This is a genomic window from Pseudomonas sp. TH37, assembly GCF_016650735.1.
In the GTDB taxonomy this organism is placed as follows: Bacteria; Pseudomonadota; Gammaproteobacteria; order Pseudomonadales; family Pseudomonadaceae; genus Aquipseudomonas; species Aquipseudomonas farris.
This window is the reverse complement of sequence record NZ_JAEKFD010000005.1, coordinates 302,554-318,668: the sequence shown is the minus strand read 5'-3', so window position 1 is coordinate 318,668 and position 16,115 is coordinate 302,554. Positions and strand designations below refer to the sequence as shown.

Sequence of the window (16,115 nt, the reverse complement as noted above, 5' to 3'; positions counted from 1 at the left end):
CCATGACAGAAGCTGCCCTCGCCCCCGAAACCCCGCACGCTCCGTCTGTTATTCGGTTGCTGCTCGGCAAGCTGGACATCGCCTACGAAGAAGTCCTCGACCATCACGGCCTGAACGCCGCGCGTAAAGTGCAGGCAGTTTTGCTGGACGATGCCGTCGGCGCGCTCATGGTGCTGTTCCCCCAGAGCCAATTGCTGGACCTCAACCGCCTCGCTGAACTCACTGGCCGCCGGTTGACCGCTGTATCCACCGAACGCCTGGTAAAAATGCTCGGCAAACACAACCTGAGCCTGCTGCCCGGCCTGCCGGCACTCACCAGCTCGCCGTGCCTGTATGAAGAAAGCCTGCTGCGCGAACCGACGTTGCTGATCAACTCGGGCGAGCCGGGGGTGCTGCTGGAAATTTCCAGCGACGATTTCAAAACCATGCTCACCAAGGCTAGCGCCGGCAATTTCGGCGAAGCCGTGAACCGCATCCGCCCAAACCTCGACCGCCCCAACGATGACCGCGAGGAAATCACCCAGGCCGTTCAAGCATTCACCGCGCGGCGTATCCAGCAACGTCTGGAAGAGACCATCGAGATTCCGCCGCTGGCCGAGACTGCGCAGAAAATCATCAAACTGCGGGTCGACCCCAACGCCACCATCGACGACATCACCGGCGTTGTTGAAACCGACCCGGCCCTGGCAGCACAAGTCGTCAGCTGGGCAGCGTCGCCGTACTACGCCTCGCCGGGAAAAATTCGTTCAGTGGAAGACGCCATCGTCCGAGTGCTGGGTTTCGACCTGGTGATCAACCTGGCGCTGGGCCTGGCCCTGGGCAAAACCCTGAGCCTGCCCAAAGACCACCCGCAACACACCACGCCGTACTGGCAGCAATCGATCTACACCGCCGCCGTCATCGAAGGCCTGACCCGCGCCATGCCACGCGCCCAGCGCCCGGAAGCCGGCCTGACCTACCTCGCCGGCCTGCTGCACAACTTCGGCTACTTGCTGCTGGCCCACGTGTTCCCGCCGCACTTCTCGCTGATCTGCCGCCACCTGGAGGTCAACCCGCACCTGTGCCACAGCTACGTGGAACAACACCTGCTGGGCATCAGCCGCGAACAGATCGGCTCATGGCTGATGCGCTACTGGGACATGCCAGAAGAACTGGCCACCTCCCTGCGCTTCCAGCACGACCCAAGCTACGACGGCGACTACGCCGAATACCCGAACCTCGTGTGTTTGGCCGTGCGTTTGCTGCGCAGCCGCGGCATCGGCTCCGGGCCGGATGAAGACATCCCCGACGCCCTGCTCGAACGCGTCGGCCTGAGCCGCGACAAAGCCAACGACGTCGTCAGCAAAGTCCTCGAAGCCGAAGTGCTGCTGCGCGAACTGGCTTCGCAATTTAGCCAGGCCTAAAAGCATCGCGGGCAAGCCACGCTCCCACAGGATTTAGGCGATCCCTGTGGGAGCGGGCTTGCCCGCGATGAATCCAACTTGATCTAACTGAATCACCACAACCCATTGTGGCGAGGGAGCTTGCTCCCACTCGACTGCGCAGCAGTCGCAACCCAGCCAACGCGATGTGTCAGATACAACCGAGGTCTCAGGCTTTAGGGCCGCTTCGCAGCCCAACGGGAGCAAGCTCCCTCGCCACAAAAAGCCCTCTCACCACAGACCTGATCAGGCTCTCAAGCCTTAGCCTTCACCTTCTTAGGCTTCAAATACTTGGTCAACCCCTGAAACCAGATCACCAACGCCGGGTTGCCCTTGATCTGAATCGACTTGTCCTGAATCCCCGTCATAAACGCCAATTGCTTGTTCTTCGCCTGCATCGTGGCAAAGCCATACGCCGCGTCTTTAAAGGCAATCGCAAACGCCGGCTCGGCATACACGCCCGACCTGCTGGTAATGCGCTGGTCCTTCACAAAGAAATGTCGCGCCACTTTCCCGTCCAGGGTCTGTAGCTGGAACACCAATTCCTTGTCACCCAACTGCTGCTGAAACGCAGGATTAGTCCGACTGGCCTTACCCATCAACAAACCCAGCATCCACAGAAGAAAACGAAATTTCATGCGCACAGCCTCAAAAGAAAAATGAACGGCCGGCGCAGTGTAGCCGCTTCAAGCCGGAACGCCACCATCGGGTTGCGTTAGAAGAAGATGAACCGCTTTTCCCGCATGATGACCACCAAGTCACACGTTCCCTCCTCCACCTTGATCGTTCCCACGCTCCCGCGTGGGAATGCATCCCGTGACGCTCCGCGTCACACCCAACACCCGCCCTACACCTGAAGAAACACATTTCTGTAGGAGCTGCCGAAGGCTGCGATCTTTTGATCTTGATGCCCTCAAACCTCTCGGACATTTCCTTCAAAACGCCGGGCTGTTCATGAACTAGGCAGCCCTCACCTTCACCGATAACCTCTGTTCGTCACCGCAAAAAACGGTGACACGGACGTGCAAGTCCGGTGGAGTACACATTCGGTTATGGCAATTCATCGAGCGTTTTCCTATGCTCGCGAATCGTTATGGCGGCTGTGTATGGGAGATCTTCGGGTCTGCCGGGTGACTCCACCGGTCTTGCACACCTATGCACAGCTGCCACCTCTTTCGAAGTGCACGCGAAACGGTGTCAGCTCCTTAAATCATGGAGTAACACTTAATGATCAAGCCAACACCCAATCCTCCAGAAAACCCAGCCACATCCCCCTACGAATCCTTCGATTCGAAAAAGCTCCACGAAGCCGCCGAACGCGCCCTCGACCACCATTTCGCCCCACCACCCAACGAAAAACCCAAGCGTAAAGGCAAACTCTTCACCGTCTCCCCCGACATCGACACCGAAGCCCTCCTGGCCAACGCCTCGGAAGACCTGAAGTCCATCAGCGCCATCGCCGCCGACCTGGCTGACGACATCGACGGCACCCGCCGCTCAGTCGCCCTGGCGCTCAGCAGAATGGCGGATGGGGTGCAGTTGATGGTGGAGCGAGCGCTGGATCATATTGATTCGCCGAATCCGGCGGAGCATCGGGCGAAGGTGTAAGCAGGAACAAGGAGCGCGCCAGCATTGGCGCGCTCCCAAAGATTTCTACAGTGCAAAATCCGAGACCTCAGTAAGCATCCAACATTGCCCACGCACGAAGCGATACTCAACCACGTAGTCCGTATCAGGCTTTTGCAAAATGGCCGTCGCCTTATCCCCTCTCTGCTCTTTGACGGTTAGCGTCAGACCTTCAGCCTCTCGCTTCGCACGCTCAGGCACGAGTGGAAACTTGATCTGATCGTCACTCAGCGAGCGCTTTTCCTGTTGCAGCTCGGGCTCAGCATCCACAGTCACCAGAAAACTAAGGGGGCGTTGGACGAAGACCTTTTGAATAGCCGCACTCTCAGAGAAGGAAGCGAGGAAATTGTTGAAGTCAGAGGATGGGCAGGCAACGTCAGCAGTGTGAGCGGCTGAACCCAGTGCGGGGACGGCATAAGCGAGAGGCAAAATCAAAAGAGCGCTCAGTACTGATCGATTGAAAAATCGATTCATCCAATCATCCTTAAAAAGCTGCAGTTATGAATCTTGGGAAAAAGTCGGAGAAGGAGACGCCTGCCTTCAATAAATCTGTCCCCATTCTCTTTATTCATCTGGTGCGATAGCAATCTTCAGAAGAGGACCATGAAGGTACACAATAGCCTCGCGGCCATTAATATCTACCGGCGTAGGGTTCTGAATCAAATCCTCACCATCTCCACTAACTATCTTGGTAAGTGTTTTATCTAAAATATTGGCACGCCATATTGTTATGCTGCCGTTCTTAAAATAAAAAATGGGGCGCGACTTACTCCAAATGGGGCTGTAAATATACCAATCATTTCCCGGTGTATTGACAGGCGCAATAGTTTCCTCTCCAGAGGAGTGCGAATAGTATGCCTTTATAGGTCCAAACATCTCAATAGTACCGAACAGCACCCCGCCTATGGCGTGTTCAGTGCTATTTGACCACTGCTGAATTAGTAAACTAGTCTCCTTCGGTTGTAAATTCGATCCCAGCTTGTAAACCATTCCTTTCTGCTGATTTCTAGTTATCTGCTCCCGATAGTAAAAAGACCCATTTAAAATTCCGGCAAATCTTTTGCCCTCGTCATTGCCGCCTAAATTTAGCGCCCCATCGAATCCGATATTTTTAGCGATAATATAAGTAATGGGTGGCGTAATTGGGTTTCTATCCACATATTCATACAGATTCCCTCTATAAGCAGACAACTGTATATCGTAGTGTCCTTCGAAAATGATGACGTGCAACATCCCTGACAGCATTTCTGCGGAAAGAAGATAACGCTCAGTGACGCCTTTCTCGTTCGGTAGCCCCGTTAGCTCCACAGTTTTCCATGAGCGAGAACTCTGCGCATATCCTTTGTCTGCCGGCAGAAGCTTTATATCTTTCTCAGTAACAGGAGCAGTTTTTGGCAATGGTGTTAGAAAACGAATTTTTTGATCATAAGCGTCTTCCAAACACTCGGTTGATTCGCAGGTGTTGCGCTGCGTCTCGAGCCATTCGCTTTCAATAACCTGAAACGTACGTTTATTTTTTAATGGTTTGAAAGCGGCGCTTAGCTGTTCATCCAGGATGGACAAAGACGGAGAACCGCAGATCTTTCTCTCTACTTCTGTTGATGCCTTACTACAATCAAAACTCGCTGAGTTAGCATATGAGCAAACAAACAACGCGACCCACAACAGGAAAATTTTATCTCTAATCACAAAGATCAATTTCATTCGACGACAAAAACATGAAAAAATGGTGAAGATTTATTTATAAAAAATGAACAGATTTATTTACCGACAGCTAACCTACCTGCAATAAATCCGCCCCCTTTTTCTACTTTTTTCTCACCGACATATCCTGGGAATAAATAGACTTGCTGTCACCACCCCTTAATTACGCCTCTCTATCGAACCAAGTAATACTTTTAAATCAGATATATCAGCCTCATAAAATGCATTACACTGCGAAACAACTACATAATTTGAATATATCTGCTTCTCGAGAGTAGTGCAAACTACGCCTGCCCCTTCCTCTCCACCTTGCCCCTCATATACGACATCCTTCATATCCAACAACTTCCAGCCTGTTTCCGCAAACTTCAGTTTCGCCGCAGCGGATGCATCATCGTAGTGCAGAATTGCTTCTGGATAGGGCAATTCAATGAAGTTATTGTACCGCGACTGAGTTCCATCCCCCACAGCCTTCAACACCAAACCCAAATCATCACCACTTACAATATACGTTGGTAAATTTTCAAGATTAGTTTCATAAGAAGGCTGATCGGATGGCGCCAACTTCAGTATATTCAGACCGTCTTTCGGCGTACAGCTTACAAGCTTAAGTTTAAATCGCAAATCGTCAAATGCACAATGCCGCTCCTCAGCACATGCTGAAATCGAAAAAAGCACGACACAGAACAAAACTAACACAGAGAAGTTAACTTTATACTTTGTCACTTAACACGCTCCACATAGGCACAAGTGCATTTTGTCTTTCGGCATTATGTTCTGGAGTACTATTGGGGTTACCTCTATTAATGACGGAACCAACTACAGTAGAAACAGATGGGGTGGGACCACCATCCGCGTGCTTACTGATTTTTTCCCTCACCCAAAAGAAACCAGATGCATCGCAAGCATTGTAATCATCTGTGGCGAGAAGTGCCGAATGGGGATCAGTTGTGAAATCTTTCCCACGGTACTTTTCATAGCTCGTGTAGTTTTTTCTTCCGGTAATTTGCAAGAATCCACGACCATGAAATCTATCACCATCGCCTGACATACCACCATTTGTGGCGTTAGCAGCTCCATTGCCCATCCCAGCAGCCTTAGTTAATACTTGGCTAGGACGCGAAGCCATATAACCAGCTCGGTTAATTGTTGGCTTTGGATTTGGCCCAGGGTTGGGAAGCTCTACGGGCCGACGACCGGATGGTAGATTACGTACTCTAGTAACGGCGTTATCATAATCTTCGCCTGCTTCAGTTGGCGTGATAACTTCATACATTGTTCGAAAGTATCGCGTACCGCCGATTTCCTCTCGGTATCTCCACCATCCGGTTTCTATTCCGACTTGAGAGAAAAAATGAGCCATTCTAAGTTTTGAACTACTGATCAAATATTTCGAAAGCATCCTATTCATTTGAATTCTTAAGCCAGCAGCACGTTGTCTCCCAAGTGCATCAGAAGGTTTAAGGACACTTGCCAGTTCATCACTACTAAGCCAACCGCACGATCTGAATACACGAATAAATTCAAGCGGAGGGAAGTGCCAATGTTTGCTTTCGATACCCGTCAAATTAGCTTCTTCCCAGAACGCTAACTCTTTTTGGTGGCTTTTTATTTTTTCATATTGCTCCTGAGGCATCGGCCCACCATCTGCAACTTTCAGCAACCAGCCATAACGGGTATCAAAGTCGTTCGCCGCCCATTCGGTCGGAAACTTACATATAAGGCGTTTTAGAAGCTGCTGTGTATCATCCGAGCGTAATCGAGACATACTCAACTGGCGCTCATTTGTGTAACGCTCCGACAAATTTTGTTTTTCTTCACCTGAAAGGACTGTGTAACCTGGTGAATTCGCAATGCTAACAGCATCACCATCCTCATGTTTAACAGTATTCGCCCCCAAACCAAGGAGGCTCTTAATGTAATCTGACTGGCAATGACTATCTGTGTCCGTATCATCATTAACTAAGCGCCACCCCTGCCAATGAGGAAAATCGGCATCGCTGAATTTGGTCACACTGTCGGCATTCAAGTTTACCCAACCGGCCTTACTCTGCTCTCCTGCCTTACCTGGAAACTTGATTTGGCGCCAATGCGCGGCATCAACAGGCTGGAGAGTATCAGGCCCTAGTACACGCCCAAACCGTAGCAACTCATATCCTGCACTCGGAGACTGCGGGTAGTACTGCTTAGCCTTGTCGTAAAGTTTGTACGCATACGCAGCCTCCTCTGGTTGAGTGCCAATTTCCTGTCCACTCAAATAAAAGGAAGTCAATTTGCATTCGCCCTTTTCGTAACGCATGCGCACGTAGATACCTTCTTGAAGCATGGATGCTACCGCAGGTTCATATCCGTCCACTGTAGCGGAAAGATCTGAAGAGGATGCAGTGCTGCCGCCTTCTTGGATCGGTACGGTCGTTGGAATGGCCGGAGGTCGATAGGCTACCGCAGCACTGTTCATCGGTTGCCGGCGCTCATTAGGAGGAGCGCTGTAAAGCAAAACTTCCGGTGGTACGAAAAAGTACATATCTCCCCAGCAACTATTTTTTCGCCCGTTTTGCGTTTGATATTTGAGATCGAGTGTGTCCCTTCCCGTCAAATTGGCTATCTGACCTTGATCCGCAATAACTTCAAAATGGATCCGCCCCTTGCTTCCGTAAATGCTGCCCGCTTCACCAATGGAGTCTTTTCTGCTGATCACTTTTCCTATCTGTGGGCTATTCAGACTGATCTTCGATAGGTGCATATAGATGGAATAGAAGACTACTTTTGACTGTGCTTCCTCGCCAATTTCGGTCTCATGACGCAGAACCACACAACCTTTATCAGTCCATCCCCCTCGGAAATTTAGCGGATGAGCCGAATCTGCGTTTTCAGGAATCGAGTCGCGGAAATACACCAATGTCCCATCGCAAATTGCTCTCACGGGCAATGCTCGCCCACCCTCTTGGGGAGCAGTGAGATGGACGCCACCATGCCAATTAAGATCAAAGCTAAGCGGATAACCACCATCGCCAGGAACACCACCAACCATGGCACGCGCCAGAAAGGCCTCGTCGGTTTCTCCCACAACTGGGGCAGGAATAAAGGGAGGGCTAATGATCATTTTGAAAAATCCTTGTTCATATTGATGCTTATACGTCCATTCATAACGAGAACGGGTAATCGACAGTTGGCTTAACCTTCTCAGGCACCGCATTCCCCAATGCCTGATCCATCAAACTCCCCGCCTTATCCTTATCCGCCGCCCCCGGCAGCACCGGTGGCTTAATCCCAATCCCGGTCCCACTCCCCGCCGCCCCACCGGCATTAATCTTCACCACCGGCCCAACAACCGTCACGCCACCCGCATCCAGCTTGATAAAACTCCCCCCCGCCTTTACGGTGAGCTCCATCCCAGCCTCGATAACAATCTTGTCCCCAGCCTTGAGGTGTATTTCCTTCCCGGCACTCGTCAGCTGCGCAGTCCCAAGCTTGATGTGCTGGTTCTGCCCAATCGTCAGGTGGTCATCCATCCGCGCTTCAGTCTTGCGGTCGGCGATGGTGGTGCGATGTTCTTCGGCCTTCAGCTCGGTGTAGGTGTTCTTCTCCACGGTGTCGTGGCGTTCATTCCCCACCCGAATCTTCTGGTCGTGCTCAATGTTTTCATCCCAATCCCGCTGGGCATGAATAAAGATCTGCTCCGCCCCTTTCTTGTCTTCAATCCTCAGCTCATTAAACCCACCGCCTCCCGGTGAGCTAAGGGTTTTGAACACGGTGCGGGTTTTGTTGGCCGGCAGGTCGTAGGGAACCTGGTTTTCCTTGTGGTACAGGCAACCGGTCACCAGCGGTTGGTCGGGGTCGCCTTCAAGAAAGGTGATAAGCACTTCCATGCCGATGCGCGGAATGGCGATGGCGCCATAACGATCCCCAGCCCAGCTTGAAGAAACGCGCATCCAGCAGCTGGTTTTGTCGTCGGCGCGGCCTTCGCGGTCCCAGTGGAATTGCACTTTGATGCGGCCGTACTGGTCGCAGTGGATTTCTTCGCCTTTGGGGCCGGTGACCATGGCTGTCTGGCTGCCGAGGACGCGTGGCTTTGGGTGTTCCAGGGCCGGGCGGTAGAACACGTTCCAAGGGGTGGCGAGGAAGCGGTTGCGGTAGCCCTGGTGGAAGTCGTCTTTGTTGTCGGTGGTGTCGCTGGTCACGCCTTCTTCGAGCACTTGCGGCTGTTTGCCTTCGTGGACGACTTCGGTGAGCAGCCAGAGGTCGTTCCACTCGGTGCGCGGGTGGTCGGAGATTTCCAGGAAGTGACCGCTGACGAGGGTGGTCTGGTCGCCGTGGCCTTCGGCTTGCTGGTAGTCGGCGCGGTGGCGTTCGAGTGCGCGTTGGCTGAGGAATTTGCCGCGCGCGCGGTCGAGGAAGCGGCCGGGATAGTCGTAGTCTTCCAGGTCCGGTTCGGTGCTTTCGCCGTCGGGTTTGTAAGCGGCTTCGAGTTGCAGGCGCGGTTTTTCGAAGTCGTAGTCGCGGCGGGTGACGCGGCCGGTGCGGGTTTCCAGGCGCAGTTTGAAGCCTTTGATCACGGGTTCGTCGGCGACCATGCCGCTGCCTTGCACATAAGCGGTGGGCTGGCCGAGTTTCGGAAACACCGTTTGATCGTCACCGAATACCAATAAATGACCTTTGGAGGTGTGCTGGAAGTGGTAGTGAATGCCTTCCTCCTCGCACAGGCGCTGGACGAAGTGCAGGTCGGTTTCGTCGTATTGCACGCAGTAGTCGCGGTCCGGGCACGGCTGGCTCAACTGGAATTTGTAGGCGTTGCCCTTGATGCCGTGTTCTTCGAGGATCAGCGCGATGATTTTTGGCGCCGACATCTGCTGGTAGATGCGCTGGTTGGTGCGGTGATGCAGGTATTGCAGCTGCGGCACCAGGGAGACTTTGTAACGGGTCAGGCGCTTGCCGGCATCGCCTTGGGCGACGCGGTAGATCTGGCCGTGGATGCCGGAACCCTTCGGGTCGAATGCGAGGAACGCCTGTTTGTGCAGGAGCTTTTCCAGGTCCAGGTCCGGGTTTTCGCTGACCAGTTCGAGGTCGAAGCGATACGGCTGGCTGATGCCTTCGGTGCCGGAGAACGACAGCACTTGCAGGTCGCCTGCGTAGTCTTCGACGGTCAGGCTGAAATGCGTTTCGTTGGACGGGTTAAACATTGTTTGCTCCCTGTTCGAATGTCATCCGTTACGCCCGGAGTCGCAGACGTTGCAGCCAAGACGATGTGGCGCCCATAGCGTCACCCAGTTGGGCGGCAGTGATCGTTCGATCTGCCGCATCAAAAGCCAGCGCCGTTCGCAGGGCTGGCCAGCAGTGTTTCGGTAGATTCTTTGGTGCCTGCAGCTCGCGGTCGAGGTGCCCGTCGCGGGCCTCGGTCGAGGGCAAGCGGCGGAATGGGTGTTTGCCGCCCGCCAGTTCGTAGATCACGCAGGCCACGCCGTACACGTCCACGCTGGCCGACAGCGGCTGGCCTTCGAGCAGTTCGGGAGCGGCGTAGCCGGGGGTCCAGGCGTTGAAGCGGTTGCGGCTCAGGTGTGGCAGGCCGGGCAGGATGCCCTCTTCCGCCTGGCCGAGGCCGAAGTCGAACAGGCGCACGCCTTCTTCGCTGAGCATCACGTTGCTCGGCTTCATGTCGCCGTGCAGCACGCCGCGAGCGTGGGCGTAGGCCAGCGCGTCGAGCAGCGGCAGCGCGATGTCGCGCAGTTCTATCCACGGCAGGCCCAAGGGGCGCTCGCAGAGTAATTTGTCCAGGGTCAGCCCACGCATGAGTTCCATGGTGATGAAGGCGCGCTGGCAGTCGGTGTCCACTTCAAAGGTGTGCGGTCGCAGCACATTGTTGTGGCGCAGTCGTCGGGTCAGGGCGAACTCACTGTAGAGCAAGGCACTGGCGTCCGGCGATTCGGCAAATTCTTCGCTGAGGATTTTCAGCGCGATGTAAGGGTCGGGGTCGCCGAACTGTTCGCTCAGCAAGTCTCGTGCACGGTAAACCGCACCCATGCCACCGGCACCGAGCAGGCGCTCGATGCGGTAACGGCCGGCGAGCACGTCGGGCAGTTCACCGACGCTGGCCCGGGTTGGCGCCAGCGCAGGCTCGGCCACATGCGGCTTTCCGTTTAGAGGCTTGGCGAACGCGAAGTAAGTCAGGTTATTGGCTTCTTCCTCGGTCACCAGCAGGTCGTCGATCGGTGGCATGAACTCAGTCATTGGCGGATCACCACGGCAGTCAGGTTGTCCCGGGCCGAGCCACGCAGAGCGCCGTCGAACAGACGCTCCAGCGCAACGTGTGGCGCGGTCAGGCTCAAGGCGTTGCCCAGGGCATCGCTGCTCAGCCCTTGATACAAACCGTCGCTGCACAATAGAAACGCATCGCCGGGATAGACCTCGAGTTCGAGCACGTCCAAGGTCAGTTGCTCGGCAGCGCCGACCGCACGGGTCAGCGCATGAGCGGCAGGATGCGCACGAGCGTCTTCGACACTCATGTTCTGCTCGTCGATGAGTTGCTGTTGCAGCGAATGGTCCTTGGACAGCTGATACAAACGCTGGCCGCGCCACAGGTAGCAGCGGCTGTCGCCGGCCCAGATGCAGGCCGCGCGATTGCCTTCCACCAGCAGCGCCACCACGGTGCTGCCCATGATGCTGTCATGGCGCCCGGCGGTGACGGTCAACTCCTGACCCAAGCGGCGATTGAGCCAGTGCAGGCACTGGCGAATACCTTTGAGTCGTTCGTCGAAGTCGTCCTGCACCGGCAGTTCCGCCAGGCTGGCGACGATCAACTGGCTGGCGATGTCGCCACCCTGATGACCGCCCATGCCGTCCGCGACCACCCACAGCCCCTGCTGTGGACAGTCGAGGAAAGCATCTTCGTTGCGCGCCCGAACCTTGCCCGGATCGGTACGCGCAGCGCTGCGCCAGGGACTGGCAACCAGCATCAGAGCTGCACCGGCATACGGAAGGTGCGCAACACGCCCATGTCGAACGGGTTCGGCGTGCGCTGGCTCGACAGCAAGTAGTTGGCGCGCAGGCCACCCACGTCAGCCTTGAGTACCAGCACGTCGCGCCCCATCAGGTACTCGGTCTGCATCAGGTCGAACAGACGGAATAGCGACCATGGGCCGGAGTTCTTCTCGATACCGATCGGGCGACCAGCCATCTTGTCGAGGACCAGGCTGGTGCGACCGTCTTCAGCGTCGGTCGGCCATTTGAACGACACCGGCACGATCGGGCCGTGACGGTATTCAATGGTCTTGTCGCCGAACTTGAACTCGGAACGGCTGACGGCCGGGTCGAGGGTGTACGGCTCCAGTTTGAACTGCACTTGCGGCTCGGCCGGGTTGCTGGCGAAGAAGCTCTGACGGATCACTTGTGCCGCGGCCATCTGGTCGAGGTAGACCTTGGAGATCGGCATGCTGTGACCGTCAATGCTACGCAGGCGATAGTTGCCTGGATCGCCACTGACGAACGGACGCATGTAGTTCTCGAAAAAGCGGTCGGCGATACCCTGGGCCTTGAAGAACTCGCGGAAGTCGCTGATCGCAACGTCGCTGGTGCTGTGGGCGCTGAACGGATAACGCTTGTTGATCGCCTTGCCGTAGAAGCTGTACAGCTCGCTCTGATAACGCTGGTTCAGGTACTGGTAGGAATCGTTCAGCACCAAACGCCAGGTGTCTTCGGCCAGCACGTTGAACCACACGCTTACCGGGCGCGGCAGACGGTTCGACGCGTTGCGCAAGTTGCTCAGCGCATCGCGCTGGCCGCTCATGCGGGTCTTGGCCATTTCGAACGCAGCCTGCTCCGGCGCGCTGGCACGGGCCAGGCTCGACAGTTGCAGTTGCAGGTCGTTGAGTGCTTGCAGGGCCGGGGTCAGATCAGCGGCCGGGCCGTTGTTGTCATCCAGCAAACGGTGCAGCGGTTCGAAGCGACGTTGCAGGGATTTCTTCGCGGTGTCCGGCAAGTTCTTCGCCATGTCCGACGCTTTGTCCGCGGCAGCCGCAGCGAGTTTGCCCAACTTGCCACCCTTCTCGCCCAGCTTGTCAGCCGCATCGGCGGCTTCATCAGCGCTGTCTGCGATGACCTGGAAACGGGTGTTCTCACGCACTTCCACCAGCAGTTGCAGCACTGGGGAGTTGGCGGAGGTCAGGCCAGCCAGTTGCTCGGCGCCTTCACCAGCGTCGTTGATCGGTGGCAATGCCACCTGGCCGACCGCTTCGCTCCAGAAGTTGGCGTAGTCGCGGAAGTACAACTGCTCCAGTTCGACCATCAGGCGACGCAAGTCCATGCCGCTGATGCCCGAACCTTCGCCCAGTACCCAGTTGTCACGCAGGATGTCGGTGACCAGCGCAGTGCCCTGGATCGAGAAATACTGCTGATAACCCTGTTGGGTGTAGAACCCTGGAATCACGTAATCGGTGCCGACAAACAGCGCACCCTGTGGGCCCAAGTGTTGGCTGAAACGGTATTCCGGCAGATTGCGAGCCTGCTCGCGCAGCATCCGGTAAACCACGTTGGCCAACGACTCGCTGCGCAGCACCTGACGCGCCTGCGCCACCAGTTGATCGTTCAGCGGGTAAATAAACGGCTGCTTGAGCAAACGCTCGAAGTGGGTGTTCAAGCCGTTCTGCACCGCCGTGTTGCCGGCGTAACGCAGGGACCAGTCAGTGGCGACCCAATCCTTGAGCCACGTAGCATCGCGGCGATCTTTCATGTTCAGCATCAGGTACGCACGCAGGCTGTTGAGCAGGCGTTCACGGTCCTTCATGTTGGCGCGGATCTGCCCTTCCAGCAGTGTTGCAACCCGTGGCAGCAGTTGCGCTTCAAGCTCACGCTCGTAGGCGCTCTTGACCACCGGATTGGCGTCTTCGCCCTGGTACAAGCCGCCGCGCTCGTGGTACGACACGTCACCTTTGTACGGGAAGACCTGGGTCGCCGCGTAGCTAGTGTCGAGGGTCTTGAGCACCGCCATGGAATCATCGCGAGCGGTCAGGGCCGAGCGTTGCTGATTCCATTTCTGTGCCAGGGAACGTAGGTTTTCCAGACGCTCATAGTTGGCCGAGAAACCACCAGCCCAGAGCATGCCGAACAGCGCCAGTGCCGCCAGTGCGCCCACGTACAACGCACGTTGGCCCCAATGAATGCGGCTGCGTTCGCGCTTGTCCAGACCAGCCAGATCGGCCTCGGGGAAAATTACTCGGCTGAGCAAATGATGAATGAACCGCGAACGGCCACTGCGCAGGGTCGGCAGCATACCGGCGTTCATGCCCAGGTTGGCGCCGATGCCGGCGGTGGTCTGGTCCATCTCTTGAGTCAGGTGCGGTGCGCTGGTCAGGTAGAAACCGCGCAACTGGCTGACACGCTGGTAACGGTTGCCGGTGAACGCCATGTCGACGAATAGGCACAAGCGCTCGCCGATCTGCCCCAGTTGATGCGGGAAGTCGAGGATGCGGCCACGACGCTGGGTGTCGCGCTCCTGGTGCATGCGCATGATCACCTGGCTGTTCAGACGACGCAGCAGCTCTTCGAACTCGGCGCGCAGCACGGCCACGTCAGTGCCGCTCTGCTCTTTGCGGAAGCTGGTGCCGAGTACCTGATCGCTTTCTTCACGGGTCAGTTGATCGAAGAACTCGTCGAAACCGAGCAGGCGATCGGCCTTGCTCAACACCAGATAAATCGGCACATCGACGTGGAGTTTCTGATGCACGTCTTGCAGACGCGCACGCACCTGGCGCGCCAGGGTGTCGAGGTCTTGCTCGCTGCCGCCCAGCAGTATTTCCACCGGGATGGTCACCAGCACGCCGTTCAACGGACGGTTGCGGCGACGCTTGCGCAGCAGGTCGAGCAAGGTGCTCCAGGCACTGCCATCGACTTCGGCATCCGGCTGGGTCAGGTAACGCCCGGCGGTGTCGATCAGTACGCCGTGGTCGGCGAAGTACCAGTCGCAATGCCGAGTGCCGAGTGTGTCGCGGGTGAGTTTGCGGTCGATCTTGTTGATCGGAAACTCGAGGCCCGAGAAGTCCAGCAGGCTGGTCTTGCCGCTGCCCTGCGGGCCGATCAGCAAGTACCACGGCAAATCACTGCGCCAGCGCTCGCTTCGACCGCGATACAGGCTCGAGGTCTTCAGGGTTTTCAACGCATCCTTGAAGCGGACGCGAAGCTCTTTCTGCTCTTCGTCGATCAGCTCTTCGCGGCGGATACGGTCCTGGCCGTCTTCGGTTTCTTCCACAGCTTTTTTGCGCACACCGGCGCGCCAGCTGACGAAGACCATGGTCAGGCCCCAGATCAGGAACAGCACACTGATGGTCATCAGGCGGGAGGTCGAGCCCTCCCAGAACTTGTAGTCATTGACCGCCAGCAGCGGCCCGACGAACCACACCAGCAGCGCGACAAACAGCACCAGCAGCAGGGTCCAGACCCAGGTCTGGCACAGGAATGCGCCGACTTTCTTGAAAAACTTTTTCATCACACGTCCCTGTTTACGGCTGCGACTGCGGCTGAACCGCAGTCGGGTCCAGCTGCTGATAAGGTTGCAAAACGGTTTCGCGTTGCTCGCCCAGTACCCAGGCGAAGCCCGAGTACATCACCACCAGGCAGACCACGGTGAACAGCACCACCATCCACGCCGGCACGATGCGCACCAGGCTGCGGCGCTGATCGTTCAAGCCTTCCCAATGCGGCGACAGCTCACGAGGCACGTCGCCGCGCAGTTGACGAATCTGCCGATACAAGGTGTCGCGGATGCCTTCAAGCTCGAGCATGCCGCGGGCTTGCACCCGGTATTTGCCTTCGAAACCGAGGGACAGGCACAGGTACATCAGCTCCAGCATCGGCAGGTGCTTGACCGGGTTTTTCGACAGGCGATCCAGCAGCTGGAAGAACTTCTCGCCACCGAAAGTTTCGTTGTGGAAGCTGCTGAGCAAGCTCATCTGCGACCACTCGCTTTCGTTGCCCCACGGTGTGGTGACGACGGCTTCGTCGACCACGGTGCAGAGCACGTAACGGGCGGCCATCACCTGGCTGCTTTCAGCGCCGTTGTGCAGCGCACGCACTTCAAACAGCTTGAGCCCGGCGGTCAGTCGCTCGTTGAGCGCGTACATGTCTTCGCGGGTGTCGCTGTGCTTGAGTCGCACCACTTCCGACAGCAAGTCGGACGCCGCCGCTACCAGCGAATTGAGGCTGATGTTGAACGCTTCGGCCGGGCGCAAGCGGGCGGCGTAGATCATCCGCTCTTCCAGCTGTTCGAAGCGCGGCGGTGCAGCGAAGTCCGTCAGCGGACTCGACGCCGGGCCGTGGCCCTGGCGGTCGAGCAGGACGGTTTTGTCGTCCTGGTTGTATTCCATGTCCTTGATCATG

Annotated in this window: 12 protein-coding genes; 2 read left to right on the top strand and 10 right to left on the bottom strand. The window is 56.4% G+C overall.

The annotated features are described in order from the left end of the window. The first annotated feature begins 2 nt into the window (after positions 1 to 2). Entirely contained in the window at positions 3 to 1,403 is a 1,401-nt protein-coding gene (locus tag JFU11_RS15815) for an aminoacyl-tRNA deacylase and HDOD domain-containing protein (RefSeq protein WP_201061237.1), read from the top strand. A 272-nt stretch (positions 1,404 to 1,675) separates the two neighbouring features. Here JFU11_RS15815 and JFU11_RS15810 read toward each other — a convergent pair whose 3' ends face one another. Beyond that, on the bottom strand, positions 1,676 to 2,059 hold the full coding sequence (locus JFU11_RS15810) for a helicase (RefSeq protein ID WP_123720213.1): 384 nt from the start codon (positions 2,057 to 2,059) through the stop codon (positions 1,676 to 1,678). Between the two features lie 589 nt (positions 2,060 to 2,648). Between JFU11_RS15810 and JFU11_RS15805 the strand changes: the two genes are divergently transcribed. After that, positions 2,649 to 3,029: a DUF6124 family protein gene (locus JFU11_RS15805; protein ID WP_201061235.1), complete on the top strand. Its 381-nt coding sequence runs from the start codon at positions 2,649 to 2,651 to the stop codon at positions 3,027 to 3,029. Positions 3,030 to 3,074: 45 nt separating this feature from the next. Here JFU11_RS15805 and JFU11_RS15800 read toward each other — a convergent pair whose 3' ends face one another. The 9 genes from JFU11_RS15800 to icmH all read right to left on the bottom strand — a co-directional run bounded on the left by JFU11_RS15800 (position 3,075) and on the right by icmH (position 16,114). Next, on the bottom strand, positions 3,075 to 3,521 hold the full coding sequence (locus JFU11_RS15800; RefSeq protein WP_201061232.1) for a hypothetical protein: 447 nt from the start codon (positions 3,519 to 3,521) through the stop codon (positions 3,075 to 3,077). Positions 3,522 to 3,611: 90 nt separating this feature from the next. Next, positions 3,612 to 4,751, bottom strand: coding sequence for a hypothetical protein (locus tag JFU11_RS15795; protein ID WP_201061230.1), 1,140 nt, complete (start codon positions 4,749 to 4,751; stop codon positions 3,612 to 3,614). A gap of 159 nt (positions 4,752 to 4,910) precedes the next feature. Continuing rightward, the gene (locus JFU11_RS15790; protein WP_201061228.1) at positions 4,911 to 5,477 is read right to left on the bottom strand and encodes a hypothetical protein; all 567 of its coding nucleotides are present in this window, start codon (positions 5,475 to 5,477) and stop codon (positions 4,911 to 4,913) included. Then, positions 5,464 to 7,854, bottom strand: coding sequence for a M23 family metallopeptidase (locus JFU11_RS15785; protein WP_201061225.1), 2,391 nt, complete (start codon positions 7,852 to 7,854; stop codon positions 5,464 to 5,466). The genes JFU11_RS15790 and JFU11_RS15785 overlap by 14 nt, the downstream gene beginning before the upstream one ends. A gap of 40 nt (positions 7,855 to 7,894) precedes the next feature. Continuing rightward, positions 7,895 to 9,931: a type VI secretion system tip protein VgrG gene (locus tag JFU11_RS15780; protein WP_201061223.1), complete on the bottom strand. Its 2,037-nt coding sequence runs from the start codon at positions 9,929 to 9,931 to the stop codon at positions 7,895 to 7,897. Positions 9,932 to 9,959: 28 nt separating this feature from the next. Beyond that, a complete protein-coding gene (locus JFU11_RS15775; RefSeq protein WP_201061221.1) occupies positions 9,960 to 10,976 on the bottom strand; it encodes a serine/threonine-protein kinase in 1,017 nt (338 codons plus the stop codon). Then, entirely contained in the window at positions 10,973 to 11,701 is a 729-nt protein-coding gene (locus JFU11_RS15770; RefSeq protein ID WP_201061218.1) for a PP2C family serine/threonine-protein phosphatase, read from the bottom strand. Before JFU11_RS15770 ends, JFU11_RS15775 begins: the two co-directional genes overlap by 4 nt. After that, positions 11,701 to 15,225, bottom strand: coding sequence for a type VI secretion system membrane subunit TssM (tssM, locus tag JFU11_RS15765; RefSeq protein WP_201061216.1), 3,525 nt, complete (start codon positions 15,223 to 15,225; stop codon positions 11,701 to 11,703). Before tssM ends, JFU11_RS15770 begins: the two co-directional genes overlap by 1 nt. A 13-nt stretch (positions 15,226 to 15,238) precedes the next feature. Continuing rightward, positions 15,239 to 16,114, bottom strand: coding sequence for a type IVB secretion system protein IcmH/DotU (icmH, locus tag JFU11_RS15760; protein WP_201061214.1), 876 nt, complete (start codon positions 16,112 to 16,114; stop codon positions 15,239 to 15,241). Position 16,115: the final 1 nt, after the last annotated feature.